Genomic DNA, 25885 nt, shown 5'->3' on the forward strand with positions numbered 1-25885 from the left:
TGGTCGGCTATGGCGGCTGAATGGTCGTCAGGCGCGCTGCAGACCTGGGATCGGCGGCAGGATCTGCGGGGCGCGGATGCGCAGGCGCTTGTGCCGGTTTAGCGTGCCACTTTCCAGGCTGACCTGGCTCTTGGCGACGCCGAACGCCTTGGCCAGGAAGGCCTGCAACTGGGCGTTGGCCTTGCCGTCGACCGGCGGGGCGGTGAGGCGGATCTTCAGCCGCTCAGCCTGCAGCCCGGCGAACTCGTCCTTGCTCGCCTTGGGTTGCAGGTGGCAGTCGAGGATCAGGTCCTCGCCATCCCAGCGGTAGAAGCTCATCCTGAGAACCTGCTCAAAGTCTGCTGCGCGTCGGCTTTGCTGCGTTAAAAACAGGCTCGGACTGCTCATTTATCACTTGTAAACTCCGCTTCCTCACCTGTTTTTGCCTTGCATAGCGCTAGCTCGCGAGCCTTTGAACAGGCTCTTAGAGGAAGGGGCTGAGCATCGGTGGCAGGCCGGTGTAGGCCGCCAGGCCGCCGATGATGAAGCGATCCGCCAGGTTGATGGCGATGAAGGCGAAGATCGGCGAGATGTCCAGACCACCCAGGTTCGGCAGCAGCTTGCGAAACGGTGCCAGCAGCGGCTCGCAGATCTGGTTCACCAGCTGGGCGCCAGGGTTGTAGCTGCCCGGAGCGACCCAGGAGAGGATGACGCTGATGATCAGGGCGAAGAAGAACACCTTGAGGAACAGCGAGGTCACGCCGATCAGCGACCACACCAGCAACTGCAGGATGAAACCGCCGACGTTGTAGCCCATCAGGGTCAGGGTGACGATCATCAGCAGCAACTGCACGAGGATTGCCAGGATCAGTGAGGCTATATCCAGCCCGGCAAAGCTCGGAATGATCCGGCGCAGTGGCGTCAGCAGCGGTTGCGTGGCCTTGACGATGAACTGGCTCAGCGGGTTGTAGAAGTCGGCCCGCACCAGTTGCAGGATGAAGCGCAGCAGCACGATCAGCAGATACAGGCTGCCGAGGGTCTGGATGATATAGATGAGGGCTTCGATGAGTCCGGACATGCTGTCTCCTTATTGACCCAGTTGTTCGGCGAGTTCGGTCGAGCGATTGGCCGCAGCGTTGAGTGCCTTTTGTACCAGCGCCTCGAAGCCGCCGGCCTGGAAGGTTTTGATCGCCGCTTCGGTGGTTCCGTTCGGCGAGGTAACACGGCGACGCAGTTCTGCGGCGTCGACATCGCTTTCACTGGCCATGCGCGCGGCGCCCAGCGCGGTCTGAATGCTCAGGCGTGCAGCGGTTTCGCGTGGCAGACCGAGTTGTTCGCCGGCTGTGGTCATGGCTTCGATCAGCAGGAAGAAATAGGCGGGGCCACTGCCGGAAACGGCGGTGACGGCGTCGAGCTGGGATTCCTCGTCCAGCCACAGGGCCAGGCCGACGGCGCTCAGCACGTGCTCGGCCTGGGCCTTCTGCTCAGCGCTGACGCGCGGGTTGGCGAACAGCCCGGACACGCCCTGGCGCAGTAGCGCCGGCGTATTGGGCATGCAGCGCACCAGCGGGCACTCGCCCAGCCAGTTTTCCAGGCTGGCGCAGCTGATGCCGGCAGCGATGGAGATGATCACCTGATTGGCGGCCAGATGCGCGGCCAGGTCCAGGCATACCGCTTTCATGACCTGCGGCTTGACTGCCAGCACGATCAGGTCGGCACCTTTGATGGCTTCGGCATTGTCGGCGAAGGTGGTGATGCCGTGCTCCTGCTGCAGGCGTGCACGCTGTTCCTCGCCGGGCTCGCTGGCGCGAATGGCGCTGGCCGGCACACCCTGGGCGCGCAGACCGCCAATCAGGCTGGCAGCCATGTTGCCGGCGCCGACGAAGGCAATGATCGGATGGTTCATAGGGCTTCCTTATTGGTGGGCGGGCTGGCCGTAGTCACGGGCGCCGAACAGGGCAGTACCGATGCGTACCCAGGTGGCGCCTTCTGCGATGGCGGCCTCCAGGTCATGGCTCATGCCCATGGACAGGGTGTCGAGGTCGAGCGCCAGGTCATCACGTAGCTGACGCAGACGGGCGAATGCAGCGTGTTGTGCGGCGACGTCGTCGGTGGGCTCGGGAATCGCCATCAGCCCGCGCAGACGCAGGTTCGGCAGGGCCGCGACGGCGCCCGCCAGTTGCGCCAGTTCGGCGGGGCTGCAGCCGGACTTGCTGTCCTCGGCGCTGACGTTGACCTGCAGGCAGATGTTCAGCGGCGGCAGCTGCGCTGGTCGTTGATCGGACAGGCGTTGCGCGATTTTCAGGCGATCCACCGAATGTACCCAGTCGAAGTGCTCGGCGATGGGCCGGGTCTTGTTCGATTGAATGGGGCCGATGAAGTGCCAGATCAAGGGCAGACCGCTCAATTCGACCTGTTTTTCCAGGGCTTCCTGCAGGTAGTTCTCGCCGAAGTCGCGAATACCGGCAGCATGGGCTTCGCGGATGGCGGCTGCCGGTTTGGTCTTGCTCACCGCCAGCAGGCCGATATCGGCAAAATTCCGCCGCGAGGCTTGCGCCGCCTCACGGATGCGCGCTCCGACCTTTGCAATATTCTCTGCTATCGTGGACATTACTTGCGCTCTATAAAGCCCGGCCTTTATAGGGGGCGTCTACAAATTGCTGCGCCTGGCCATGCTGCGTTGACGTCAGCCTCAAGATGCACATGTACCGCTCGTACATTGCGCTTGTTCGACTGATTTCGCCTTGCTGACCTGTGCTCGCCGCTTTGTAAACAGCCTCCAGGGGATCGCGGCATTCTACCTGCTTGCTTGTAATTGGGGAGTCCCATGGATATCACTGAGCTGCTCGCCTTCAGCGCCAAGCAAGGCGCGTCGGATTTGCACCTCTCGGCTGGCTTGCCGCCGATGATCCGCGTCGACGGCGATGTACGCCGCATCAACCTGCCGCCGCTGGATCACAAGCAGGTACACGCGCTGATCTACGACATCATGAACGACAAGCAGCGCAAGGATTTCGAAGAGTTCCTCGAGACCGACTTCTCCTTCGAAGTGCCGGGCGTGGCGCGCTTCCGGGTCAACGCCTTCAATCAGAACCGTGGTGCCGGTGCGGTGTTCCGTACCATTCCGTCCAAGGTGCTGACCATGGAAGACCTGGGCATGGGCGAGGTGTTCCGCAAGATCACCGACGTGCCGCGCGGCCTGGTGTTGGTCACCGGCCCTACGGGCTCCGGTAAGTCGACCACCCTGGCGGCGATGCTCGACTACCTCAACAGCAACAAGTATCACCACATCCTCACCATCGAAGACCCCATCGAGTTCGTTCACGAATCGAAAAAGTGCCTGGTCAACCAGCGTGAGGTGCACCGCGATACCCACGGCTTCTCCGAGGCACTGCGCTCGGCGCTGCGTGAAGACCCGGACATCATCCTGGTGGGCGAGATGCGTGACCTGGAAACCATCCGCCTGGCGCTGACCGCCGCGGAAACCGGTCACCTGGTGTTTGGCACCCTGCACACCACCTCTGCCGCTAAGACCATCGACCGCGTGGTCGACGTGTTCCCGGCCGAGGAGAAGTCGATGGTGCGTTCGATGCTTTCCGAATCGCTGCAGGCAGTGATCTCGCAGACCCTGCTGAAGAAGGTCGGCGGCGGTCGTGTGGCGGCGCATGAAATCATGATCGGTACACCGGCGATCCGTAACCTGATCCGCGAAGACAAGGTGGCGCAGATGTACTCGGCGATCCAGACCGGCGGCGCGCTGGGCATGCAGACCCTCGATGCCTGCCTGAAGACGCTGGTATCCAAGGGGTTGGTCAGTCGCGACAGTGCGCGCGAAAAGGCCAAGAGCCCCGAGAACTTCTAAAAGCCGCAGCGACTGCGCCGCACGCCGGCAGTCGCCGGGCCCGTTCAGGGCCTGTAACGGGCGTGCAGCTGATTGGCGAGACCGACGATGGAATTCGAAAAACTATTGCGCCTGATGGTCGAAAAAGGCGGCTCCGATCTGTTCATCACCGCTGGCGTACCGCCGTCGATGAAGGTCAATGGCAAGATCATGCCGGTGACCAAGAACGCCATGTCGCCGGAAATGACCCGCGAGACCGTGCTGGGCGTGATGAACGAGGCTCAGCGCCGCGATTTTGCCGAAAACCACGAGTGCAACTTCGCCATCAGCGCGCGCGGCATCGGCCGTTTCCGGGTCAGCGCCTTCTACCAGCGCAACCTGGTGGGCATGGTGCTGCGCCGGATCGAGACCACCATCCCGACCATCGATGAACTCAAGCTGCCGGAAATCCTCAAGAAGCTGGCGCTGACCAAGCGTGGCCTGGTGCTGTTCGTCGGCGCCACCGGCACGGGTAAGTCCACCTCGCTGGCGGCGATGATCGGCTACCGCAACAAGAACAGCAGCGGCCACATCATCTCCATCGAAGACCCGATCGAGTACATCCACCAGCACCAGAGCTGCATCGTCACCCAGCGTGAAGTGGGCATCGACACCGAATCGTTCGAGGTGGCGCTGAAGAACACCCTGCGTCAGGCGCCAGACGTGATTCTCATCGGTGAGGTGCGGACTCGCGAGACCATGGATCATGCCGTGGCCTTCGCCGAGACCGGCCACCTGTGCCTGGCCACCCTGCACGCCAACAACGCCAACCAGGCACTGGACCGCATCATCAACTTCTTCCCGGCGGATCGGCAGAACCAGGTGTGGATGGACCTGTCGCTTAACCTCAAGGCCATCGTTGCCCAGCAATTGGTACCGACTCCGGATGGCAAGGGCCGCCGCGCGGTGATCGAGGTGCTGATCAATACCCCGCTGGCTGCCGATCTGATCCGTAAGGGCGAAGTCCATGAACTCAAGAGCCTGATGAAGCGCTCTACCGAGCAGGGCATGCAGACCTTCGACCAGGCGCTGTACAACCTCTACACCCAGGGCGAGATCACCTACGAAGATGCGCTGCTCTACGCCGATTCGGCCAACGACCTGCGCCTGATGATCAAGCTCGGCTCGGAAACCGACGGCGATCACCTGACCAGCATGTCCCAGGGCCTGGCACTGGAAGTCAGCGAGGAAGATCCGGGGCGTCGCTTCCGCTGAGGTTGCCGGACGGGGGACGCGGTGCGTCCCCTTCTTGTATCTGGGCGATGCGTTTGCCCTTCCTGCCGGCCAGCACCAATGCCTGGCCATCGCGTTGCGCTCCGGCGCGCGCCTCGCTCATCAGTTGCGGAATCAGCGGCCCTTCCGGCAGATGCTTCCAGAATCTCAGTGGCAGATGCTGCTGCATCGCCGTGCGATTGAGTCGCGCCGGGTTGAAGGTGCTGCCGTAGTAGGCACGCCACAGCGCCTGGCCGTCATTCTCGGGTTGTTGTGCCCAGGCTTGCCATTGCACTGGGCAGCGCCGCTCATGCTGCAGGCGTTGGCCATCCCAGTAAACGCCGTCGCGCGAGGTCGCGATCAGCCAGCTGTGTTTGCCCAGGCGCTCGGCGAAGTGACCGCTGGCGGCGGCGAGGATGTCGTGTGCCGGTTCGAACCAGGCGACGAAGTCCGGTGCGCCTGTTGCCGTGCAGGGTTGGAAACGCACGAAGGCATGCAGATGATGCGCCTCGCGCCGCACGGCCTTGAGCCGCCGCTGCAGTTCGCTGCCGTCGGGATCGCCGGCCAGGATGGCGCTGCGCTCACCCTGCACGAAGCGCCAGAGCACGCGATAGAGCAGGCTCCAGCGTTCATCGCCACGGTACTGTGCGGCGCTCTCGAGCAAGTCGAGCAGTTCGGGGGAGACACGCAGACGACCATTGGGCTGCGGTGCGCGTTCGGCCGCTTGATCGAACAGCCCAGGCGCTGCTTCTTCGTCCAGCCACTGCAACTGGTGTGGCGCCAGGCCCTGCAGTAGGGCTCGGCGCGCGGCCTGGCGCCAGGTAGCGAAGGTGCCGTCGAAGCGCAGGCTGTGCATCACCACAACGCCATCTGCGCCGGGGTGTCGCGCAGTTGCTGGCGCAAGACCACGGACTCGTGCTCTGCCCGCGGCGGCCGGTAATCCTGGGTGACGATGAAGGGCTTGGCCTTTTCCAGTACGCAGCGCAGGCGGGTCAGGTCCTCGTAGCGGATACGTCGTTCACGCCGCAGCGCACCCAGGCGCCTGGCGCTGAGCACGCCGATGCCGGGTACGCGGGCGATCAGCGACTCGTCGGCGCGGTCCAGGTCGACCGGAAATTGTTCGCGGTTGGCCAGGGCCCAGGCCAGTTTGGGGTCGATGTCCAGGGCCAGGTTGCCGGGGCCGGCGAGCAGCTCCGTGGCGCTGAAGCCATAGCCGCGCATGAGAAAGTCGGCCTGGTACAGGCGGTGTTCGCGCAGCAGCGGTGGCGCTTCGAAGGGCACCGTCTTCGGGCTCTGCGGAATCGGGCTGAACGCCGAGTAATAGACGCGGCGCAGGCGGTAGTCATGATAGAGACTCTGGGCGTTGTGCAGGATGGTGCTGTCGTCGGTGGCATCGGCGCCGACGATCATCTGCGTGCTCTGCCCGGCCGGGGCGAAGCGCGGCGCGCGGTGCTCCTCCCTGGCCTCGCGCTCGCCAAGATGAATGGTGTGCATGGCCTGGTGGATGCTGCCGACGTTCTTTTCCGGCGCCAGGCGTAGCAGGCTGGTCTCGGTGGGTAGCTCGATATTGACGCTGAGACGGTCGGCGTACAGACCTGCCTCGGCGATCAGCTCCGGCGCGGCATCGGGAATGGTCTTGAGGTGGATGTAGCCGCGGAACTGATGCTGTTCACGCAGCAGCTTGGCGACACGGATCAGCTGCTCCATGGTGTAGTCGGCCGAGCGGATGATGCCGGAGCTGAGGAACAGGCCGCTGATGCAGTTGCGCTTGTAGAAGTCCAGGGTTAGCGTCACCACTTCCTCGGGGGTGAAGCGCGCGCGGGGCACGTCGCTGGAGCGGCGGTTGATGCAGTACTGGCAGTCGTACAGGCAGAAGTTGGTCAACAGGACCTTGAGCAGCGCCACGCAGCGGCCGTCGGGCGTATAGCTGTGACAGATACCCATGCCGTTGGTCGAGCCGATTCCGTCCTTGCCCTTGGAGCTGCGCTTTGGCGCGCCGCTGCTGGCGCAGGAGGCGTCGTACTTGGCCGCGTCGGCGAGGATGGTGAGTTTCTCGATCAGTTGCATGGCGGGCGACATCTGTACTGGTTTTTTATACAGTATATGGGCGTCGTGCAGCTATCAAGCCATTCCTGTGTTGCGCCACCTCGCTGCTCGTGAAACCTTATCCCGGCACGCAGCGTCTGAGCTGTATCTCGCACAAGGAGTTAGCCATGCAACGACAGGATACGCACAGCAAGCTGATCGGCTACCTGCTGTGGATCTTCGGTTTCCTCGGGTCGCACCGTTTCTACTACGGCAAGCCGGTAACCGGGACCATCTGGTTCTTCACCCTGGGGCTGTTCTTCATCGGCTGGATCATCGACCTGTTCCTGATCCCGGCAATGGATCGCGAGGCCGACCTGCGCTTCACTGCGGGTGAAACCGATTACAACGTGGCGTGGATTCTGCTGACCTTCCTTGGCGTGTTCGGCGTGCACCGCATGTACCAGGGCAAGTGGATCACCGGGATCATCTATCTGTTCACTGGCGGTCTGTTCCTGGTCGGCGTGCTCTACGACTTCTGGACCCTCAATACGCAAATTTCCATCAGCAACGCTCGGCGCGGCTGAGCTGCAGGGAACTGTGCCCTGGCGCCTCGCTCAAACGCAGCAGAGCGAGGCGCCCGTCTCGCGAGGAATTTTCCCTACAGGGACGTGCCACCTTGCAGTAGAAGAGGCACCCATGAATTCCGAAGAGCGAACCCTGATCGATGGCCTGTTCTCGCGCCTGCACGATACCGAGCGGCAGAGCTGCGCGCGTGATGCCGAGGCCGATGCGTATATCGCCGAACATGTCTCCCGCCAGCCCGCCGCGCCCTACTACATGGCGCAGACCATCCTGATCCAGGAAGAGGCGCTCAAGCGTCAGGATCAGCGGGTCAAGGAGCTGGAGGCGCAACTGGCCGAGAGGCAGCAGCAACGGCCGAGCAGCGGCGGCTTTCTGTCCGGGCTGTTCGGCACAGGCGCACGTGAGGCGCAGCCGCAGTCGAGCGCGCGACCGGCAGGCTGGGGTGAAACGCGTTTTTCCCAGGGGGCTGCCGCCAGCGATCCGCGCCAGCAGCCGGCTACGCTGCCGGGGCAGGGCGGTGGTTTCATGCGTGGGGCAGTGCAGACCGCTGCAGGTGTCGCGGGCGGCATGATGATGGCCGAGATGCTCGGCGGGCTGTTTCATCACGGCAACCCGACGGAAATCGTCGAGGTGGTCGAAGCGCCGCCGATGCAGGAACCCAGCAGTTTCGATGCTGGCTCATCCAGCGACAACTTCGGCGATGACAGCTACTTCGATGGCAGCGACTTCTTCGACGCGGGTGACGACAGCTTTTTCAGTTAAGCACTGTGGCCGAGCGCAGCGCCTATGCTGCGCTCAGCCACCTGACGACTCAGTCGTCGCTGTCGTCGTCATCCCCGCCGTCGACCTTCATGCCCAGTTCCTTGATCTTGCGCGTCAGGGTGTTGCGACCCCAGCCCAGCAGCAGCGCGGCGTCGCGGCGACGGCCTGCGGTGTGCTTGAGCGCGGTCTCGATCATGATGCGTTCGAAGGCGGGCACGGCGGTGTCGAGCAGGTTGGACTGGCCACGGGCCAGGGCCTGGTCGGCCCACAGGCGCAGGGCCTGTTCCCAGTTGGTCACTGGTGCGGCGTCCTGCGGCTGGGTCAACAGCTCTGGCGGCAGATCGTCGACGTGCACCTCGCGGCCCGAGGCCATGACGGTGATCCAGCGGCAGGTGTTTTCCAGCTGGCGCACGTTGCCCGGCCACGGCAGGTGCTTGAGGTAATCCTCGGTCTCGCTCTTGAGCAGCTTCGGTTCAACCGACAGTTCCTGCGCGGCGCGGGCGAGGAAGTGGTTGGCCAGGGTCGGGATGTCTTCGCGGCGGTCGGCCAGGCGCGGGATGTGGATACGGATGACATTGAGGCGGTGGAACAGGTCTTCGCGGAACTTGCCGGCCTGCACCAGGGTTTCCAGGTTCTGGTGGGTGGCGGCGATGATGCGCACGTCGACCTTGACCGGGGTGTGGCCACCGACACGGTAGAACTCGCCATCGGCCAGCACGCGCAGCAGGCGCGTCTGGGTGTCGGCCGGCATGTCGCCGATCTCGTCGAGGAACAGAGTGCCGCCGTCGGCCTGCTCGAAGCGCCCGCGACGCTGGTTGGCCGCGCCGGTGAAGGCGCCTTTCTCATGGCCGAACAGCTCCGACTCCATCAGGTCCTTGGGGATCGCAGCCATGTTCAGGGCGATGAACGGCGCGGCGGCGCGTGGGCTGTGGCGGTGCAGGGCGTGGGCGACCAGCTCCTTGCCCGTGCCCGACTCGCCATTGATCAGCACGGTGATATTGGAATGAGAGAGTCGGCCGATAGCGCGGAACACCTCCTGCATCGCCGGCGCTTCGCCGATGATTTCCGGGGTGCGTGCCTGCGCTGCCGGTGCGGCCAGGCTCTGTTGTTCCTGTGCGTGCTGGAAGGCGCGCTTGACCAGCGATACCGCTTCGTCGACGTCGAAGGGTTTGGGCAGGTACTCGAAGGCGCCGCCCTGGTAGCTGGCCACTGCGCTGTCCAGGTCGGAGTGCGCGGTCATGATGATCACCGGCAGGCGCGGGTACAGCTCGCGGATGCGCGCCAGCAGGTCGAGGCCACTGGCGCCGGGCATGCGGATGTCGGAGATGATCACGTCCGGCTGTTGGCGGGTCAGGCGGGCGAGTACACCGTCTGCACTGTCGAAACTCTGGGTGGTCATGCCTTCCTGTTGCAGGGCCTTTTCCAGTACCCAGCGGATGGAACGATCGTCGTCGACAATCCAGACGGTTTCACTGCGGCTCATGGCGTGGGCGCTCCTTGTTCCAGCGGCAGGAAGATCGAGAATACGGTGTGGCCGGGATGGCTCTCGCATTCGATCAGGCCTTGATGCTGGCTGATAATGTTCTGGGTGATGGCCAGGCCCAGGCCGGTGCCGTCGGCACGGCCGCTGACCATGGGATAGAAGATCGTTTCCTGCAGCTCCGGCGGAATGCCGGGACCGTTGTCGATGATCTCCATCTTGACCACCAGGCGGTGGCGCGTGTGGCCAATGGTGAACTGGCGCAGGGTGCGAGTGCGCAGGCTGATGCGCCCGAGGCCCATGTCGTGCTTCTGCCCAGCGATGGCCTGCATGGCGTTGCGCACGATATTGAGCACGGCCTGGATCATCTGTTCGCGGTCGATCAGCAGATCCGGAATGCTCGGGTCGTAGTCGCGCACCAGAATGACGCTGCCTTGCGCCTCGGCTTCGATCAGGTTGGCCACCCGTTCGAGCACTTCGTGCACGTTGGTCATCGCCAGCGATGGCAGCTTGTTGGAGCCGAGCATGCGGTCGACCAGGTTACGCAGGCGGTCGGCCTCCTCGATGATGACGTTGGTGTAATCCTTGAGCTCTTCGTTGGGCAGCTCGCGTGAGAGCAGCTGCGCTGCGCCGCGAATGCCGCCGAGCGGATTCTTGATCTCGTGGGCCAGGCCGCGCACCAGCAGTTTGGTGGTCTCCTGCTTGGACAGCTGCGCCTCTTCCTTGGTGATACGCAGCAGGCGGTCGCGCGGGTGCACCTCAAGCAGCAGCAGGGTTTCGCCCTTGCTGAACAGCGGGGTGACGGCGTAGTCCACGGTCAGCGTCTGCCCGGTGACCGAGGTCAGTACCGCCTCGCGTTTGTTGAACGGGTGCGCCTGCTCCACCGCCTGTCGCAGTGACGACAGTGCCTCGGGTGATTCGGTGAACAGCTCGCTGATGAACTGGCCGTGGCTGCGCTGGCCGCTCACGGCCAGCAGCATTTCTGCCGCCGGGTTCATGTATTCCAGGCACAACTGGCTGTTGAGCAGCAGCGTGGCTGTGGTCAGGTTATCGAGTAGCAGGCGATGCAGCGCGTCGTTAATGGTCATAGGCAGTGCTTTCCGGCAATGGGCGGGAAAATGCAAGAAGCAAACCAAGGCCCCGAAAAGACGCATTATTTGTGCGGTCTGCCAGGTTTTGGTGGTGCAGCGGCGCGGCTGGGGCGATAAAAACGACCCAAAACAGGGAGAGATTAGGAGGTGGTGCGTCAGATTGCACCGTTAAGGTGCAATCTGTTTTCAGAAGAAAGGCAGGATGCTGACGTCGTCCTTGGGCTTGTCCTTGAGCGGACATTCGGGGCGCACGCCGTACTCATCCTTCTTGCATGGATTGACCTTGCGCTTTTGCGCCAGCGTCATGCGGTGCATGTGAAAGGGCTGCGCCGGCGTACGTTCGACGATGAGGCCGGCAGAGTCGATGATTTCTGCCACCAGTTGGTGCGTGCCTCGGTCGACGTGCTGCAGGGAGAACACCGGGCTGCGGCTGGCTTCGCCCTGAGGTTCGCCATCGAGCAACAGTCGGTAGTTGTGATCGGGCAGCAGGCCGGGGTCGCTGGTGAGGGTCACGATCATGTCACCGGAGCCGTTATGGATCGATGCGTCCGGCTCCGGCACGAGAATACGCAGTAGCTGATAGTGCACGGCCTGCTTGGTGACGGCGGGTGGGGTCGCGCGCACCGTGGCGGTGGGCTGGCTCAGCTCGACACTGTTGGATGGCGCCAGCATCACCGGCTCGGCATTGCTGCTACGCGGTTTGTCGGTGAAGACGCGGTTACCTTCGGCGTCGATGTAGGTATAGACCTGAGCCGAAGCCGCTTGGGTGATGAGCAGTAGGCAGAACAGCAGTGCACGCATCGTGATCAGTTCGTAGGTCTTGGGGTCGGACGCGGTGGTGGCGCCGGCTGGCGGGCAGGGCTGTTGAGGCTGATGCGCTGCACGGTAAAGGTTTCGGTGTTGCTCTGCTGGATGACGCGATCACCGGCCATGACCGCCACCGCCAGGCTGTGTTCGCCGCGGTCGAGGTTGTTCAGTTGCAGGCTGGGGACGTTGCTGGCCTGGCCATAGGGCTTGCCGTCGAGAATCAGGCGCAGCTGGTGGCCGGGTTGCAGGCGTGGCTGAATGTTCACGCCGACGATGAAGCTGCCGTTGTTGGCGCGCATGGCCTCGTCATCCGGGATGCCGGTCAGGCTCAGTACGGAGTAGGGGGCTTCGCTCTGCGCCGGGGTGTTGTCGTCGACCGCCGGCATGCTGGGCGTCTGCATCTCCACGGTGTTGGTCGGGGGCAGGTCGACGCTCTCGGCTGCGGTGCCTTCGGGCGGCTGGTTGGTGAAGACCGTGTTGCCATTGGCGTCGGTGTACTTGTAGATCTGCGCGCTGGCCGGCAAGGCCAGGGCGAGCAGCAGGCAGGCGAGTAATGGGCGCATGGGCCGATCCTTCCTCGGATGATGCGCTAAGCCTTGCACTGCTATCGGTTCCTGGCAAGCGCAGTGCGCCATGGCTGTGATGTTTGGCTACAAATCAGCTTGGCTCACGGGCCGGTTGCGCGGAGTGCGCTGTGCGCATCATCGCTGCGTGATTGACGGCGCAGGCGCTGTGCATGGTGCAGTGCGCTGCTGAGGGCATGAAAAAAGCCCCGCCAGGCAGGGCCGGGCGGGGCTTTCGAACGCGCCGTCAGGCGGCGCGATGCTGGCTTAGACGCTGTAGTACAGGTCGTATTCCAGCGGGTGTACGAAGGTACGTACCTTGATTTCTTCTTCGGCCTTCAGCTCGATGTAGGCATCGATGAAGTCGTCGGAGAACACGCCGCCCTTGGTCAGGAACGCGCGGCCCTTGTCCAGCTCTTCCAGGGCTTCTTTCAGGCTGCCGCACACTTGCGGGATCAGCTTGCCTTCTTCCGGCGGCAGGTCGTACAGGTTCTTGTCGGCTGCATCGCCCGGGTGGATCTTGTTCTGGATACCGTCGATACCGGCCATCAGCAGAGCAGCGAAGGCCAGGTAGGGGTTGGCAGCCGGATCCGGGAAGCGAGCTTCGATACGGCGAGCTTTCGGGCTGGCAACGTACGGGATACGGATCGAGGCGGAGCGGTTGCGAGCCGAGTAGGCCAGCATGACCGGCGCTTCGAAGCCCGGGACCAGACGCTTGTAGGAGTTGGTCGACGGGTTGGTGAAGCCGTTCAGGGCCTTACCGTGCTTGATGATGCCGCCGATGAAGTACAGAGCGGTCTCGGACAGGCCGGCATAGCCTTCACCTGCGAAGGTGTTCTTGCCGTCTTTGGAGATCGACATGTGCACGTGCATGCCCGAACCGTTGTCGCCGTACAGCGGCTTCGGCATGAAGGTAGCGGTCTTGCCGTAGGCATCGGCTACGTTGTGCACGCAGTACTTCAGGGTCTGAACTTCGTCAGCCTTGTTCACCAGAGTGTTGAACTTGACGCCGATTTCGTTCTGGCCAGCAGTGGCCACTTCGTGGTGGTGCACTTCGACGACCAGGCCCATTTCTTCCATGGCGTTGCACATGGCAGTACGGATTTCGTGGTCGTGGTCGCACGGCGGAACCGGGAAGTAACCGCCTTTGACGGCCGGGCGGTGGCCCTTGTTGCCGCCTTCGACGTCGCCGTCGGTCATCCAGGAGCCTTGCTCGGAGTAGATCTTGAACATCGAGCCGGAGATGTCGGACTTGAACTTCACTTCGTCGAAGATGAAGAACTCGGGCTCCGGGCCGACGAATACGGTGTCACCGATGCCGGTGCCTTTGAGGAACTCTTCAGCGCGCTTGGCGATGGAGCGCGGGTCGCGGTCGTAGCCTTGCATGGTGCTCGGCTCGATGATGTCGCAGACCAGGATCAGAGTCGGCTCTTCGGTGAACGGATCCAGTACGGCGGTTTCGTCGACCGGCATCAGGATCATGTCGGAGGCTTCGATGCCTTTCCAGCCATGGATGGACGAGCCATCGAACATCTTGCCGTGCTCGAAGAAGTCTTCGTCCAGGGCGTCACGGGCCGGCATGGTCACGTGGTGCTGCTTGCCCTTGGTGTCGGTGAAGCGCAGGTCTACCCACTTCACGTCGTGTTCTTTGATCAGTTGAACAGCCTTAGACATGTTGTCCTCCAGGTGGAAAAGGCTTATTTCGATAAGCCTTGAAGATACGGTGAAGCCCGGCGGGATAGTCCTTCAGGGCGACCTGCCTCACAAGGGAGCAAATTGCATGCCAGTGCCCCTTATTGGGCAGAGGCCGCGAAACTCAGGCACCGCGCCGCCTGCGCGGCTATTTGGTGTGAATATTTGCACCATTTAAGGGCTGTAAATTATGGCTAAGACCTATTTTGGTGCATTGATTGGGTGGTGCAGTATTTTTGGTCAAAGCTTGAACAATTTCCGCTATAATCCGCGCCCCTGTTTTTTCGTCCCCCAAGCGGGCGCTCTATTCATGAAGCTCATCGTCAAAGTTTTCCCGGAAATCACCATCAAGAGCCGCCCAGTGCGCAAGCAGTTCATTCGCCAATTGGGGAAGAACATCCGCTCCGTGCTGCGTGATCTTGACCCCGAACTGCGGGTGACCGGTGTCTGGGACAACCTCGAGGTCGAGACCGACCTGGATGATCCGCGCCTGCTGAACGAGATGACCGAGCGCCTGCGCAACACGCCGGGCATCGGTCTGTTCCTTGAGGTCAATGAATACCCGCTGGGTGATCTGGACGACATCACCGAGCACTGCAAGCGCCACTACGCCGAGCAGTTGCCGGGCAAGATCTTCGCGGTGCGCTGCAAGCGCGGCGGTAAGCACGCGTTCTCCTCCATCGATGTCGAGCGTCACGTTGGCTCGCGCCTGCGCCTGGAGTGCGGCGCTGCCGGCATCGACCTGAAGAAACCGGAAGTCGAAGTGCGCATGGAGATTCGTGATCAGCGCCTCTTTGTGGTGCACAACCGTCACGAAGGCCTTGGCGGTTACCCGCTGGGTTCGCTGGAGCAGACCCTGGTGCTGATGAGCGGCGGCTTCGACTCCACCGTGGCGGCCTATCAGATGATGCGTCGCGGTCTGGTCAGCCACTTCTGCTTCTTCAATCTCGGTGGCCGTGCCCATGAACTGGGCGTGATGGAAGTGGCGCACTATATCTGGCAGAAGTACGGCCGCTCGCAGCGTGTGCTGTTCATCAGCGTGCCGTTCGAGGAAGTGGTCGGCGAGATTCTCGGCAAGGTCGATAACAGCCAGATGGGCGTGATCCTCAAGCGCATGATGCTGCGCGCAGCCACCCGCGTCGCCGAGAAGCTGCAGATCGAGGCGCTGGTCACCGGCGAGGCGATCAGCCAGGTCTCCAGCCAGACCCTGACCAATCTGGCTGTGATCGATTCGGCCACCGACATGCTGGTGATGCGCCCGCTGATCGCCAGCCACAAGCAGGACATCATCGACACCGCCACGCAGATCGGCACCGCCGAATTCGCCAAGAACATGCCCGAGTACTGCGGTGTGATCTCGGTGAACCCGACCACCAGGGCCCGTGGTTATCGCGTGGAGAAAGAAGAGGCCCAATTCGACATGGCCATCCTCGAGCGTGCCCTCGAGCGCGCTACCCAGCTGCCCATCGATCGCGTGATCGACGAGCTGGGCAAGGACGTGCAGGTCGAGGAGGTGCGCGAGGTACTGGCCGGGCAGATCGTCATCGATATCCGCCATCCCGATGCAGCAGAAGACGAGCCGCTGGACGTGCCCGGCATCGAGGTGCAGGCGTTGCCTTTCTATGCGCTGAACAACAAATTCAAGGAACTGGATGAGAACCGCCAGTACCTGCTGTATTGCGACAAGGGCGTGATGAGTCGCCTGCATGCCCATCACCTGCTGAGCGAGGGGCATGCCAATGTGCGCGTTTATCGTCCGGCATAGAACACCGGGGCTCAATGGTGGGAGTATCCGCCATCGCCCTCCCGACCGTTCGCTGACGGGGGTACCCCGTCCGGCCCGCTGAACCCAGTTTCTTCATATTTGTCGTCCAGGCTGGGCGACACACCGAATCCTCTGATCGAGATACACACAGTGATCGAAAATCTGCGCAACATCGCCATCATCGCCCACGTCGACCATGGCAAAACCACCCTCGTCGACGCCCTGCTGCGTCAGTCCGGCACCCTCGAGCGTAACGAGCTCAACGACGAGCGCGTGATGGACAGCAACGACCAGGAAAAAGAACGCGGCATTACCATCCTGGCCAAGAACACCGCCATCAAGTGGAACGACTACCGCATCAACATCGTCGACACCCCCGGCCACGCCGACTTCGGTGGTGAAGTCGAGCGCGTGATGTCGATGGTCGACTCCGTGCTGCTGGTCGTCGATGCCCAGGACGGCCCGATGCCGCAAACCCGCTTCGTGACCAAGAAGGCCTTCGAAGCCGGCCTGCGTCCGATCGTCGTGATCAACAAGATCGACCGTCCGGGCGCCCGTCCTGACTGGGTCATGGATCAGATCTTCGACCTGTTCGACAACCTCGGTGCCACCGACGAGCAGCTCGACTTCCAGGTCGTCTACGCCAGCGCCCTGAACGGCATTGCCGGTCTCGACCACACTGCCATGGCCGAAGACCTGACCCCGCTGTACCAGGCCATCGTTGACCACGTGCCGGCACCGAACGTCGACCTCGACGGTCCGTTCCAGATGCAGATCTCCGCGCTGGACTACAACAGCTTCCTCGGCATCATCGGCGTTGGCCGTATCGCTCGCGGCAAGGTCAAGCCGAACACTCCGGTAACGGCCATCGACGTCGACGGCAAGAAGCGTAACGGCCGTATCCTCAAGCTGATGGGCCACCACGGCCTGCACCGTGTGGACGTCGAAGAAGCCACTGCCGGCGACATCGTCTGCATCAGCGGTATGGATCAGCTGTTCATCTCCGACACCCTGTGCGACATCAACCACGTCGAAGCGATGAAGCCGCTGACCGTTGACGAGCCGACCGTATCGATGACCTTCCAGGTCAACGACTCGCCGTTCTGCGGTAAAGAAGGCAAGTTCGTCACCAGCCGCAACATCAAGGAGCGTCTGGACAAGGAGCTGCTGTACAACGTGGCCCTGCGCGTTGAAGAAGGCGACAGCGCCGACAAGTTCAAGGTCTCCGGCCGTGGCGAGCTGCACCTCTCGGTTCTGATAGAAACCATGCGTCGCGAAGGTTTCGAAATGGGCGTCGGCCGTCCGGAAGTGATCATCCGCGAAGTCGACGGCGTCAAGCAGGAGCCGTTCGAGAACGTCACCATTGACATCCCTGAGGAATCCCAGGGCAAGGTCATGGAAGAAATGGGCCTGCGTAAGGGCGACCTGACCAACATGTCGCCGGACGGTAAAGGTCGCGTGCGTCTGGAGTACAACATCCCGGCTCGCGGTCTGATCGGTTTCCGTAACCAGTTCCTGACCCTGACCAACGGCGCCGGCATCCTGACCTCGATCTTCGACCGTTACGACACCGTCAAGCCGGGCAGCATGTCTGGCCGTCAGAACGGCGTACTGGTGTCGATCGATACCGGCAAGGCGCTGACCTACTCCCTGGAAACCCTGCAGGCGCGCGGCAAGCTGTTCGTCGAGCACGGCCAGGAAATCTACAACGGTCAGATCGTCGGCCTGAACAGCCGCGACAACGACCTGGGCGTGAACCCCACCAAGGGTAAGAAGCTCGACAACATGCGCGCTTCGGGCAAGGACGAAACCATCGCCCTGGTGCCGCCGGTTCGCTTCACCCTGGAGCAGGCTCTGGAATTCATCCAGGATGACGAGCTGTGCGAAGTGACGCCGAAGTCGATCCGTCTGCGCAAGAAGATCCTCGACGAAGGCGAGCGCACCCGCGCTGCCAAGAAAGCCAACAAGGCCTGACGCTTAGCGACGGTTCTTGAGCTGTAAATGAAAAGCCCCGCCAGAGCGATCTGGCGGGGCTTTTTGTTGGGCGCGTGAGGTGCCACTCTGAGGGCTGATCAGACGCCGACAAGGGCGCGACGAATGACTGTAGGAGCTAGGTCGTGCCCGCGGGCGATGAGCGCCGAACTGTTGGTAAAAAATGGATCGCCAGTGCGTAGCCTGGATTAGCCGAAGGAGTAATCCGGGAAATATCCCAGCGCAAATATCACAGGCATTTGTGCGAAAGACGAAGCTCTTACACGGGCTTGCCTTCGCGTTCTTCCTGCGCACGCTTCAGCTCGCGGTATTCGCAGTAGTGTTCATAAGCGGCCTTGGCAACGACCGCCAGGCCAATGGTGGCGAGGATGTTTTTCAGCATGAAATTCTCCGTTTATCGTCAAGTCGATGGGCTTACTTCCAGCCCATGTTCTTTGCCATTGCTGCTTTCAGAATGCCCTCCTTGATCCCCGTATAGGAAATCTCAAAGTCGGCGTCCGGGTCTTCGATCGAGTGCACGTCATACTCGATATCCTGTTTCTGCCTCGGCCCGTCGGGGGTTGCTGACCAAGTGAAACTCAAGAGTGGCCGAGCATTCATAGCTGTCGAGCTTGTCATCGTGCTGCTCGGTGCGAATGCCGCGAATCGAATACTCGACTATGGGGCGCAACTGGCGGCCGTAGGCGCTTTCGAGAAAATGCCCTTCAACGATCTCGCGCAGCAAGCTGGTTGAGTCGTCATCGGCGCATCCGGGGGGGGCGCTAGAGCAGGCACTCAGCAGCGCCAGCGTACTCAGGCCAAACCCTTTTTGCAGTGTGTTCATTACGCACTCCTACCAGGCCGAACGGCAGCTGTTTTCTGCACTGTCTAGTGGTTTGAAGACGGTGGCGATATTGGTCGTCGGCAGATTGATCGTGCGTCCACCGGCAACCAGTTGCAGGCGGTTGGCCTGGCGCAGTGCCTTCCAGAAGCCTGGGAAGTTGGCACCACAAGCGCGACAATCGGTAAAGAAGGGATTGCTGTAATGTTCGCCGTCGACGATCACGTCGAAACTACGCTCCCCCGACATCGCACCTTCTTCCGAGCTGTACTGCTTGCCGGCGATCGTGGCATAAGCGCGCACGCCGCCATCTTCTGCATAGTCCGGGCAGGAGATGTTCAGCTCGTTGCCATTGCCGTCATCGACCATGTACTCGCTTACGCCCATGCCCCAGCCGGATGTCCATTCATAGGTACCGGCAGCGGCAGTGCAGGCGAGTAGGCTGCTTAGCAGCAGAGTGACTCTTCCTTGCATGATGTTTCCCTCGGGTTGTGGTGTCAGGCGTGCGCTGTGCAGAGAAAGTCGCTCAGCCGCTTTTTCATGATTTCGCTGCGAGTTGCGAGTCGGCAGTCGAGGCTGTCGCTTTCGCACTGCGGGCAGGCGCTATACCAGTCGCGGCCATCCGCCAGGCAATCGCTCAACGGAATGGTGGTGCCCTGCCAGTTGCAGGCGAGGCAGCGAAAGGTGCGGGGCTGAGGGGCAATTGGCATGTCGAGATCTCCCTTGCTCGGTATGGGAGTACTCTGCGGCAGGGACGCGACAGATCATGTCGCGCTGTTTGGTTGACTGAAATCAGTGAGGGGTGAACGCTGTCCTTTGATATGGTTTGGCCATCATTCAAGGAGGTGTTATGGTCATTTCAGGCGCTCAAACAACGTCATCGCCAGGAGCGCGATGCCCAGCACGCCAATTTGCGGCTGCGCGTACATCGCGCGCTGAGCTGGCTCGACCGGGCCGAGCAGGCCGAAGACTTAGATGGCCGCTTCATCTTTTTGTGGATCGCCTTCAACGCCGCCTACGCGACTGAAATCGACGACCAGCAGCGGCTTTCGGAGCAGGAAACCTTCAAAGCCTTTCTGCAGAAGCTCTGCACGCTGGACAAAGCCAAGCGCATCGATGCACTGGTGTGGCAGGAGTTCTCCGGCAGCATCCGCGTGCTGCTGGATAACCCTTACGTGTTTCAGAGCTTCTGGGAGCACCAGAGCGGCAAGATCGATGAGGCGACTTGGAAAAGCCGATTCGCCAGTGGCAAACGTGCAGCGCAACAGGCCCTGGCCAGCGGCAACACACCGGCAGTGCTCGGCGTGTTGTTCAACCGCCTGTACACCTTGCGCAACCAGCTGATCCACGGCGGCGCCACCTGGAACGGTTCGGTCAACCGCGACCAACTACGGGACTGCACGAGCCTGCTGAGCAAGCTCGTGCCGCTGATCATCGAGTTGATGATGGATAGCGCGGATACCTTGTGGGGGGATGCTTGTTATCCGGTGGTGGGGTAGTGGTTAAGGTCGGCACAGATCTCAGTGCAAGCGTTTCATTGCATCCTCTAGCGTGGTGTCGGCGGCGATATCTTGTTTGTGGCTGGTGCTAAGTACCTGTTCGGAGTTGCGTAATGCGTTTCGAGAGGTTTGTGCGGACATCACCCTCCCTACGCACTGCAGCGTGTCTTGATAGCCTTGCTCAATCCAGGATGAAATTTTCTCGGCCTTGAAGCCCAGCAAATCCTTGGCTCCGCCTAGGAACCCACTGTCCCGAGCCAAATTGGACTGTGGGCGGATCTCTAGGATGGTCGCTTCTGGGAAATCATGACGACTCCATAATGAGCCATCGCTCAGGTGGGTGACCAGCACCAAATTGCACCCTGCTTCCAGCAAGGGAGTGATGGGGGTGTTGCCTTGTATGGTTTGCCATCCGCCCTGCCCCCCGTCGGTATAGCGGGTGCCGTTGACTTCACGTGGGCTGAACAGTAATGGAATGGCTGCTGAAGCGAGCAAAAGTTCTTTCTGCTGCTGGGGCGGGAGCGATTGGATATGGATGAGTGACGACTTGGGTGTATCCCGCAGGCCTATTTCTGCGGAAACCACACGCAGGATATCGTTGATACCTCCGAAGCTCTCAAAGACTGAGATGTAGAACGGCAGGCCTTCAGCCAGACGGTCGGTATCCAGATACTGATCCATCAATGCCTTGAGCGGGCTTTCGCTGAGCAATCCTTCGCTAGCCAACTGCTCAATAGGGGCTGGCAGCTCGATGCCCGCTTTTTTTGCGCCGAAAGTCAGTAATTTGAGAAGCCCGGCAAATGCAGCTACATGTGGGAAGCGTAGTCCGGCCGCTAGCAGCAATTGTATGTAGGGGATCTGTAAGGATAGTGGCGAGCTTTTGGCTAGCTCGCCCCAGACTTCCTCCAGGCGCTCGACGCCCGTTTTCAGGTCGGGGGCGGCTGCGAGAATGGCGCCGTTCAACGAGCCGATGCTGGCACCTGCGACCATATCCACTTGGGTTCCCAGCTCCAGCAGGGCTTTGAGAGCGCCGACCTGATAGGCTCCCTTGGCTCCACCGCCGGACAGGACAAGACCGACTTTCATTGGCTTAGGCATAACGCACTCCTTCGAATACTTCGGCCAACAGTGCTTCGCCCAGACGCTCTGCAGAGCCTATGCGCGGTACCTCCAGTGGCAACTGCTCGGGGGCCTGAGATACCGTGAAAATGAAGGGCTTGCTGTCCGGGCTGAAGTTGTCGCCCAGATAGGCGAGAGCTGCTTGGGCATCGGGTATTACGGTGCGACCTGTCGGCGGTTCCAGCCACTGCCCGATGGCAAATCTGTCACTGCGCTTTTGGCCAGAGTCCTCGGCCAGTTGAAAGATAATGCGGTTGCTCAGGTCTTTCAGAAAGTTGCCGGTTTGCACATCCTGTGGGCGAGCGCGGCAGAAGTCGCCAAAGTCACCCCAGCGAAGTTCCTCCAAAGCCGCGTAGCAACGTCCGGCAAGGGAGAAACTCTGAAATCGCCCGGCTCTCCAGCGATTGAAGACTCGATCAAGATTAAGCGCGGCACGCTGGGTGAAGTCGATCCGGCTAAGTTCCTGTTCTATCTCGTGACAGCGCTCGTCCAGGCGCAAAGCCAGTGAATCCAGACGCTGGCGTGTGTCGGCGGAGTAGTGTGCGATAAGCGCAGTATCGTGCTTGAGCGAGTTGATCCGGTCATTGACCTGCGCCAGTGCCAGGTTGCTGTGAGCCAGCGACTCGGTCAACTCCGTTAGCCATTGCAAGGAAGCTTCCACTCCCTTGGCCAAATTGGCATTGGTCTCGTTCTGGCGCCTGTACCCTTGCCCGGTAAAACCATCGTACAGGCGTTGAAAGATGCCGCCTCGCGCTCTCTGAGTGCGCAGATGATCTTGGGTAACGTCGATGCCATTAGCGAAGTCGACCACGAATTTTTCTGGCAGACAGGTTAGTGTCTGGCAAATTTCTGAATCTGGTTTGATGGCGTTGTCGGTGTTCATACGGGCTCTCCCAGCGGTGCCTGCATATCTTGATGCAGAGCCTCGCTGTCCTGCTGAATGGCGGGCGCTTGGCGTTTGAGTTCGCTGAGGTGAGCGGCCAGTGTTTTTTGTGATTCTTGGCTTTTCTGTTTGTCACGAATGCTCTGCATCAGATCTTCGCGCAGTGCACTCACGGTTTGCTTGAGGTCATCGAAGAAGGCATCTATCCGTTCTTGCAGCGGTTTTTCAATTGTCTCCAGTACGGTGTGCTCCAAACCATCGAATATGCGGTTGATATTTTTGTTGATGGCGTCGCGGATTTTTACGGTGTCTATTTCTATGCTGCCAACTCTGGTTTGATATTCTTCGGTTCCCCAGTCATCAGTGCTGAACCAGCTGCAGACGGTGCCCCAAACCCCTTTCTTGTGGCGCTTACGTGTCTCCCATCTGCGCTTGTCCTCGATGATATTGTGCAGGGAGTCCATATTGTCCCCGCGCATGGACAGGTGCGGCATGTGAGGGGCTTTCAAATGGATGGAGAAACCCTCGCCCTTAAGGCGCTTATTCAGCTCACCAACGACCTCGTTGGCTTTATTCGAAATATCTTCATCAAATTTTTTCTGGAAGTGTTCAATGAACCTGCCGCTTGCCTCTGTCAGGCGCTGCTCCTGCTCGCTGAAAATGTCCTGTACGCCTTTATCTATCCCTTTGATAATTTCTTCTGCTTCTCGGGGAGAGTCCAGCTTTATGACTGTGTTTCGCGGATCGAATTCGTAGCCAAAACGGCTCTTCTTGCGTAATGGCTTTTTTGTGCTGGAGTTTCCCCAGAATGCTCCCAGCAGCCCGAATAAGCTGCCATGCAGCTTTAAATTGGCGGCACGTTGTTCTACCTGTTGTTTTTCTATTTCTTTGGCGTCATTGAAGCTTTTATCAAGCTCATGCCCGATATGGTTTTTGGTCTCCTTAATTGCAGCAGACATGGTTTTTTTGATGTTTTTTAGTGCCTTGCTCGCACTCTCGCGTGCTTCTTCTTCAAGGCTCTGGATGCGCGCAATATCGCTGTTCAACGAGTCTATTTGCGCTTTCAATTCGTCGTCAGTCTTTCCCAGAGCGGTTTCCCGTGCGTTGAGGAAGTTGTTGATCTTGCTGCCAACGTCCGCCAGTTTCGCTGCCGCCGATGAAATGGCCAGAATGGCAGCCTGTTTGTGGGCTTTATGGATGACGTTGTCCAGGAGGGTCGAGAAAAGCGATTTTTCCCATAGCCGGTCGGCTGCCTTCTGCACCCGTTGAGGATCGTTGATATCGTCTTCCCAGAAAGCGCCAAGCGCAGCGTTGCCAAAATCTTCTACCCAGGCGGTGGACTCATGCCCTGGCTCGGGCAGGCGGCCATGGCGTGCCAGTTCACGTTGGGCGCGATTGGCCAGGTCGCCCAATTTCGATGATACGGGGAATACCTTGGCACTTTCTATCCGGCCCTGGAGCAGCGATTCAGCCACCAGTGTGCGGGTTTGCTCGGCGCTGTCGCTGTTACGGTTCTTTTCATCGAACTTGTTGACCAATGCGAACATGCGGTTCTGTGCCACATCTGCGATTCGTTCAAGTTCGTAACGTACCTGTTGGTCAGCATCGGACTTCAGTTGGGTGAAATCCAGCACGGCCAGTACGGCAGAAGCGTTTTGCAATTGTTCGCGGAGCATATGGCGGAGGTGATCCTGGCCGGCTTCGTTCGGACCGGGCGTATCGAGCAGGGTGAGGTTGCCGACGCTGCTCGGTAGGTGTGCCAGGTGCGAGAATTCGACCTCTATCACTGGAATGTCGTCGATATGGGTATAGCTGCTGAAAGGAAAGTCGATCTCCAGTTCTGAGGCTAGGCGTACCAGATCATTCAGGCTCTTGAGGAAGTCGAAGATAGCTTGCGGGCCGCTGTAAGTCTGGCCGAAGTGTCCATGCCCCCGAATGAACTGCAGCAATTCGGCCATGTCTGGATCGTGCTTGTGTTCTTCCTGTATGTCCTTGCCGTCCGGGGTCGCAAGTGCCTGGTTGAGCTTTTTCAGCAGCTTGTTGAGCGGGCCGTTGTTTTCCATATGCAGAATTGGTTCTTTCTGCCCAGGGGTATGACGAATTCGGGTTGGTAGCGCCGTCATCGGGCGATTGCGGTTCGGTAGAACCTCGGAGCCAACGATGGCGTTGATGGTGGTGGATTTCCCGGCCTTCATGGTGCCGACCACAGCCAGTACCATATCCAGATGTTCCAGTTTGCTTGCTTCGCCACGCAGCATGGCTAGGTCTTTATCCACGCTGTCGGGTGAAAATGTCTGATGCCCGCCGCCCTGGTCGGCAACAATGACGCCTTCCGACTCCTTCATCCGTTGCAGCATGTTGATTTCCACTTGCAACAGGCGGATGGCTTCTGCTCGTAGGAGGTCGAGATTGGCTTCGTGCATGTTGTGCTCTCTGGATTAGCTATAGGATTAATTGAACTGAATGAGTCACGGAGAGAGGCCTGAGCGATGTTTTCTAGCATGCTCAACCTCGTGGATGTTGTGGTGTTTACGGGGCGTATAGTGCTCTTAGCCTCTCGACCTTTTCTTTGATGGCATGCACCCACCTCTGCGGCTCCCGCACCCTCACGTTCTCCCCCAACCCAAACACCCACCACAGCGTCTCCTGATCATCCGGCACTGTGGCCCGCAGGCGTTGCCAGTCACTGTCGGGCAATGTCTCTAGGCTTTGCTCCGAACTCAGCGGGGTTTCACTGAGCAGCCTGGCGATATGCGGGGCGACATCGGCAACCAATTCCACCTGCTCGATGGGCGCTGCGCTGTTGAGGTGCTCGCGGATGTAGTGGCTTATCTCGAAGTCCGGGCGCTCGCGGGCGGGGGCGTTCAGGCACTCGGCTTGCTGGATGCGGTGCAGGGCGAACTGGCGCAGGTCGTCGTAACCTTCCACGCTGGCGATCAGGTAGCTGATGGAGTGGCGTGAAACCAGCCCGGCGGGATGGATTAGCAGTTGTTTGGCGTCGCCCTTGCTGCGGCTCAGGTAGTGGATACGCAGTTGTTTGCATTCCAGCAGTGCTGTTGAGGCGGCCTGCCATACGTTCCTGTCGATTTCTGCCGGCAGCAATGCCTTGCCATTGGGCAGGGTGCGTACACATTGGGCCCATTGCGCCAGGCTGTTCTCGCCAAGCTCGTCGAGGTAGTTGCGAGCGCGAGTGAATTGCGGGTCTAGCAGCTCGAGTACGCTTTGCGGTAGCAGGCTTTTCAGATGGCTCTCGGCCAGATGCAGCGCGAGTGCGGTGGGTGGGTCCATGTCTCGCAGGTTCAGCGGCTCGCCTTTGGCGTAACTCCACTGCTTGCGGCCGCCTTTCTTTTCATCGAACAGAGAGAACGACAGAGACAACTGTTTCAGGTCGCGTTGTACGGTGCGCAAGTCCACAGAGAAGCCGCGTTCGTGCAGTTTCTCCTGCAGAACGCTGGCGGTGGTGTAACGCGGGTATTCGGGAATGTGGCGCAGTAGGGCAAATAGCCTGAGCACCGTGTCTTTCGCTTCTGGCATGACAACAGCCTTGTCTGATGATCCTTGCGCCGGTATACCGGCGTCATGCTGATGGCACTTTAACCATGTTTAGTGGCTTTGTGCTAGCTCTCGATCATCAACTCGAAGGAGATATTTCAGCGGGATCTGTGGGTATCTGGGCTGAGTGTGCAGGTGAGTGGCGACAGACTGTGTCGCGCTCCGCGCAGGCCTTGGAA

25 protein-coding genes are annotated in these 25885 nt (G+C 60.6%); 7 read left to right on the top strand and 18 right to left on the bottom strand.

The window, feature by feature from the left end; all coding sequences use genetic code 11:
* Positions 1-27: 27 nt before the first annotated feature.
* From ACN8M7_RS22535 to ACN8M7_RS22550, 4 genes are all read right to left on the bottom strand, one after another.
* The gene (locus ACN8M7_RS22535; RefSeq protein ID WP_061240220.1) at positions 28-318 is read right to left on the bottom strand and encodes a DUF167 domain-containing protein; all 291 of its coding nucleotides are present in this window, start codon (positions 316-318) and stop codon (positions 28-30) included.
* A gap of 145 nt (positions 319-463) precedes the next feature.
* Entirely contained in the window at positions 464-1057 is a 594-nt protein-coding gene (locus tag ACN8M7_RS22540; RefSeq protein WP_061240221.1) for a YggT family protein, read from the bottom strand.
* A gap of 9 nt (positions 1058-1066) precedes the next feature.
* Positions 1067-1885 carry a pyrroline-5-carboxylate reductase gene (gene proC, locus ACN8M7_RS22545; protein WP_061240222.1) on the bottom strand — a complete coding sequence of 273 codons (819 nt, stop codon included), beginning with the start codon at positions 1883-1885 and terminating at the stop codon, positions 1067-1069.
* Between the two features lie 9 nt (positions 1886-1894).
* Positions 1895-2590, bottom strand: coding sequence for a YggS family pyridoxal phosphate-dependent enzyme (locus ACN8M7_RS22550; protein ID WP_490262220.1), 696 nt, complete (start codon positions 2588-2590; stop codon positions 1895-1897).
* Positions 2591-2806: 216 nt separating this feature from the next.
* Between ACN8M7_RS22550 and ACN8M7_RS22555 the strand changes: the two genes are divergently transcribed.
* Complete coding sequence (locus tag ACN8M7_RS22555) at positions 2807-3841, top strand: type IV pilus twitching motility protein PilT (protein WP_490262221.1); 1035 nt, start codon at positions 2807-2809, stop codon at positions 3839-3841.
* A gap of 87 nt (positions 3842-3928) precedes the next feature.
* Complete coding sequence (locus tag ACN8M7_RS22560) at positions 3929-5074, top strand: PilT/PilU family type 4a pilus ATPase (protein WP_061240224.1); 1146 nt, start codon at positions 3929-3931, stop codon at positions 5072-5074.
* Here the strand turns inward: ACN8M7_RS22560 and ACN8M7_RS22565 are convergent.
* Positions 5040-5927: a TIGR03915 family putative DNA repair protein gene (locus ACN8M7_RS22565; protein ID WP_490262222.1), complete on the bottom strand. Its 888-nt coding sequence runs from the start codon at positions 5925-5927 to the stop codon at positions 5040-5042. The two genes, ACN8M7_RS22560 and ACN8M7_RS22565, sit on opposite strands and share 35 nt — an antisense overlap.
* On the bottom strand, positions 5927-7138 hold the full coding sequence (locus tag ACN8M7_RS22570; RefSeq protein WP_061240250.1) for a putative DNA modification/repair radical SAM protein: 1212 nt from the start codon (positions 7136-7138) through the stop codon (positions 5927-5929). The genes ACN8M7_RS22565 and ACN8M7_RS22570 overlap by 1 nt, the downstream gene beginning before the upstream one ends.
* 146 nt (positions 7139-7284) lie before the next feature.
* On the opposite strand from ACN8M7_RS22570, the gene ACN8M7_RS22575 reads away from it, so the two are divergent.
* The gene (locus tag ACN8M7_RS22575; RefSeq protein WP_061240226.1) at positions 7285-7683 is read left to right on the top strand and encodes an NINE protein; all 399 of its coding nucleotides are present in this window, start codon (positions 7285-7287) and stop codon (positions 7681-7683) included.
* 112 nt (positions 7684-7795) lie between these two features.
* Positions 7796-8443: a DUF2076 domain-containing protein gene (locus ACN8M7_RS22580; RefSeq protein WP_490262223.1), complete on the top strand. Its 648-nt coding sequence runs from the start codon at positions 7796-7798 to the stop codon at positions 8441-8443.
* Positions 8444-8492: 49 nt separating this feature from the next.
* Here the strand turns inward: ACN8M7_RS22580 and ntrC are convergent, their stop codons facing one another.
* The 5 genes from ntrC to glnA all read right to left on the bottom strand — a co-directional run bounded on the left by ntrC (position 8493) and on the right by glnA (position 14058).
* Complete coding sequence (gene ntrC / locus ACN8M7_RS22585) at positions 8493-9926, bottom strand: nitrogen regulation protein NR(I) (protein WP_061240228.1); 1434 nt, start codon at positions 9924-9926, stop codon at positions 8493-8495.
* A complete protein-coding gene (glnL, locus tag ACN8M7_RS22590; RefSeq protein WP_061240229.1) occupies positions 9923-11011 on the bottom strand; it encodes a nitrogen regulation protein NR(II) in 1089 nt (362 codons plus the stop codon). Before glnL ends, ntrC begins: the two co-directional genes overlap by 4 nt.
* A 189-nt stretch (positions 11012-11200) precedes the next feature.
* A complete protein-coding gene (locus ACN8M7_RS22595; protein ID WP_490262224.1) occupies positions 11201-11815 on the bottom strand; it encodes a DUF4124 domain-containing protein in 615 nt (204 codons plus the stop codon).
* Positions 11816-11820: 5 nt separating this feature from the next.
* The gene (locus ACN8M7_RS22600) at positions 11821-12384 is read right to left on the bottom strand and encodes a DUF4124 domain-containing protein (protein ID WP_490262225.1); all 564 of its coding nucleotides are present in this window, start codon (positions 12382-12384) and stop codon (positions 11821-11823) included.
* 267 nt (positions 12385-12651) lie between these two features.
* The gene (gene glnA / locus ACN8M7_RS22605) at positions 12652-14058 is read right to left on the bottom strand and encodes a glutamate--ammonia ligase (RefSeq protein ID WP_061240232.1); all 1407 of its coding nucleotides are present in this window, start codon (positions 14056-14058) and stop codon (positions 12652-12654) included.
* Positions 14059-14386: 328 nt separating this feature from the next.
* Here glnA and thiI point away from each other — a divergent pair, with 328 nt between their 5' ends.
* Complete coding sequence (thiI, locus tag ACN8M7_RS22610) at positions 14387-15841, top strand: tRNA uracil 4-sulfurtransferase ThiI (RefSeq protein WP_490262226.1); 1455 nt, start codon at positions 14387-14389, stop codon at positions 15839-15841.
* A gap of 150 nt (positions 15842-15991) precedes the next feature.
* Positions 15992-17815, top strand: a complete 1824-nt coding sequence (gene typA, locus ACN8M7_RS22615) for a translational GTPase TypA (RefSeq protein ID WP_061240234.1) — start codon at positions 15992-15994, stop codon at positions 17813-17815.
* A 277-nt stretch (positions 17816-18092) separates the two neighbouring features.
* Here the strand turns inward: typA and ACN8M7_RS22620 are convergent, their stop codons facing one another.
* From ACN8M7_RS22620 to ACN8M7_RS22630, 3 genes are all read right to left on the bottom strand, one after another.
* The gene (locus tag ACN8M7_RS22620) at positions 18093-18215 is read right to left on the bottom strand and encodes a hypothetical protein (RefSeq protein ID WP_255212342.1); all 123 of its coding nucleotides are present in this window, start codon (positions 18213-18215) and stop codon (positions 18093-18095) included.
* A gap of 138 nt (positions 18216-18353) precedes the next feature.
* Complete coding sequence (locus tag ACN8M7_RS22625; protein WP_490262227.1) at positions 18354-18656, bottom strand: hypothetical protein; 303 nt, start codon at positions 18654-18656, stop codon at positions 18354-18356.
* A 9-nt stretch (positions 18657-18665) separates the two neighbouring features.
* Complete coding sequence (locus tag ACN8M7_RS22630; protein WP_490262228.1) at positions 18666-19127, bottom strand: YfjT/YkfB family phage-associated protein; 462 nt, start codon at positions 19125-19127, stop codon at positions 18666-18668.
* A 371-nt stretch (positions 19128-19498) separates the two neighbouring features.
* On the opposite strand from ACN8M7_RS22630, the gene ACN8M7_RS22635 reads away from it, so the two are divergent.
* The gene (locus ACN8M7_RS22635) at positions 19499-20152 is read left to right on the top strand and encodes a hypothetical protein (RefSeq protein ID WP_490262229.1); all 654 of its coding nucleotides are present in this window, start codon (positions 19499-19501) and stop codon (positions 20150-20152) included.
* A gap of 21 nt (positions 20153-20173) precedes the next feature.
* Here ACN8M7_RS22635 and ACN8M7_RS22640 read toward each other — a convergent pair whose 3' ends face one another.
* The 4 genes from ACN8M7_RS22640 to ACN8M7_RS22655 form a co-directional block, all read right to left on the bottom strand.
* On the bottom strand, positions 20174-21250 hold the full coding sequence (locus tag ACN8M7_RS22640; protein ID WP_490262230.1) for a patatin-like phospholipase family protein: 1077 nt from the start codon (positions 21248-21250) through the stop codon (positions 20174-20176).
* On the bottom strand, positions 21243-22154 hold the full coding sequence (locus ACN8M7_RS22645; protein ID WP_490262231.1) for a diguanylate cyclase regulator RdcB family protein: 912 nt from the start codon (positions 22152-22154) through the stop codon (positions 21243-21245). The genes ACN8M7_RS22640 and ACN8M7_RS22645 overlap by 8 nt, the downstream gene beginning before the upstream one ends.
* On the bottom strand, positions 22151-24577 hold the full coding sequence (locus ACN8M7_RS22650) for a dynamin family protein (RefSeq protein WP_490262232.1): 2427 nt from the start codon (positions 24575-24577) through the stop codon (positions 22151-22153). The genes ACN8M7_RS22645 and ACN8M7_RS22650 overlap by 4 nt, the downstream gene beginning before the upstream one ends.
* Before the next feature lie 106 nt (positions 24578-24683).
* Positions 24684-25688 carry a helix-turn-helix transcriptional regulator gene (locus ACN8M7_RS22655; RefSeq protein WP_490262233.1) on the bottom strand — a complete coding sequence of 335 codons (1005 nt, stop codon included), beginning with the start codon at positions 25686-25688 and terminating at the stop codon, positions 24684-24686.
* Between the last annotated feature and the right edge of the window lie 197 nt (positions 25689-25885).

The organism is Pseudomonas spartinae, from assembly GCF_965197125.1.
Lineage (GTDB): Bacteria > Pseudomonadota > Gammaproteobacteria > Pseudomonadales > Pseudomonadaceae > Aquipseudomonas > Aquipseudomonas composti_A.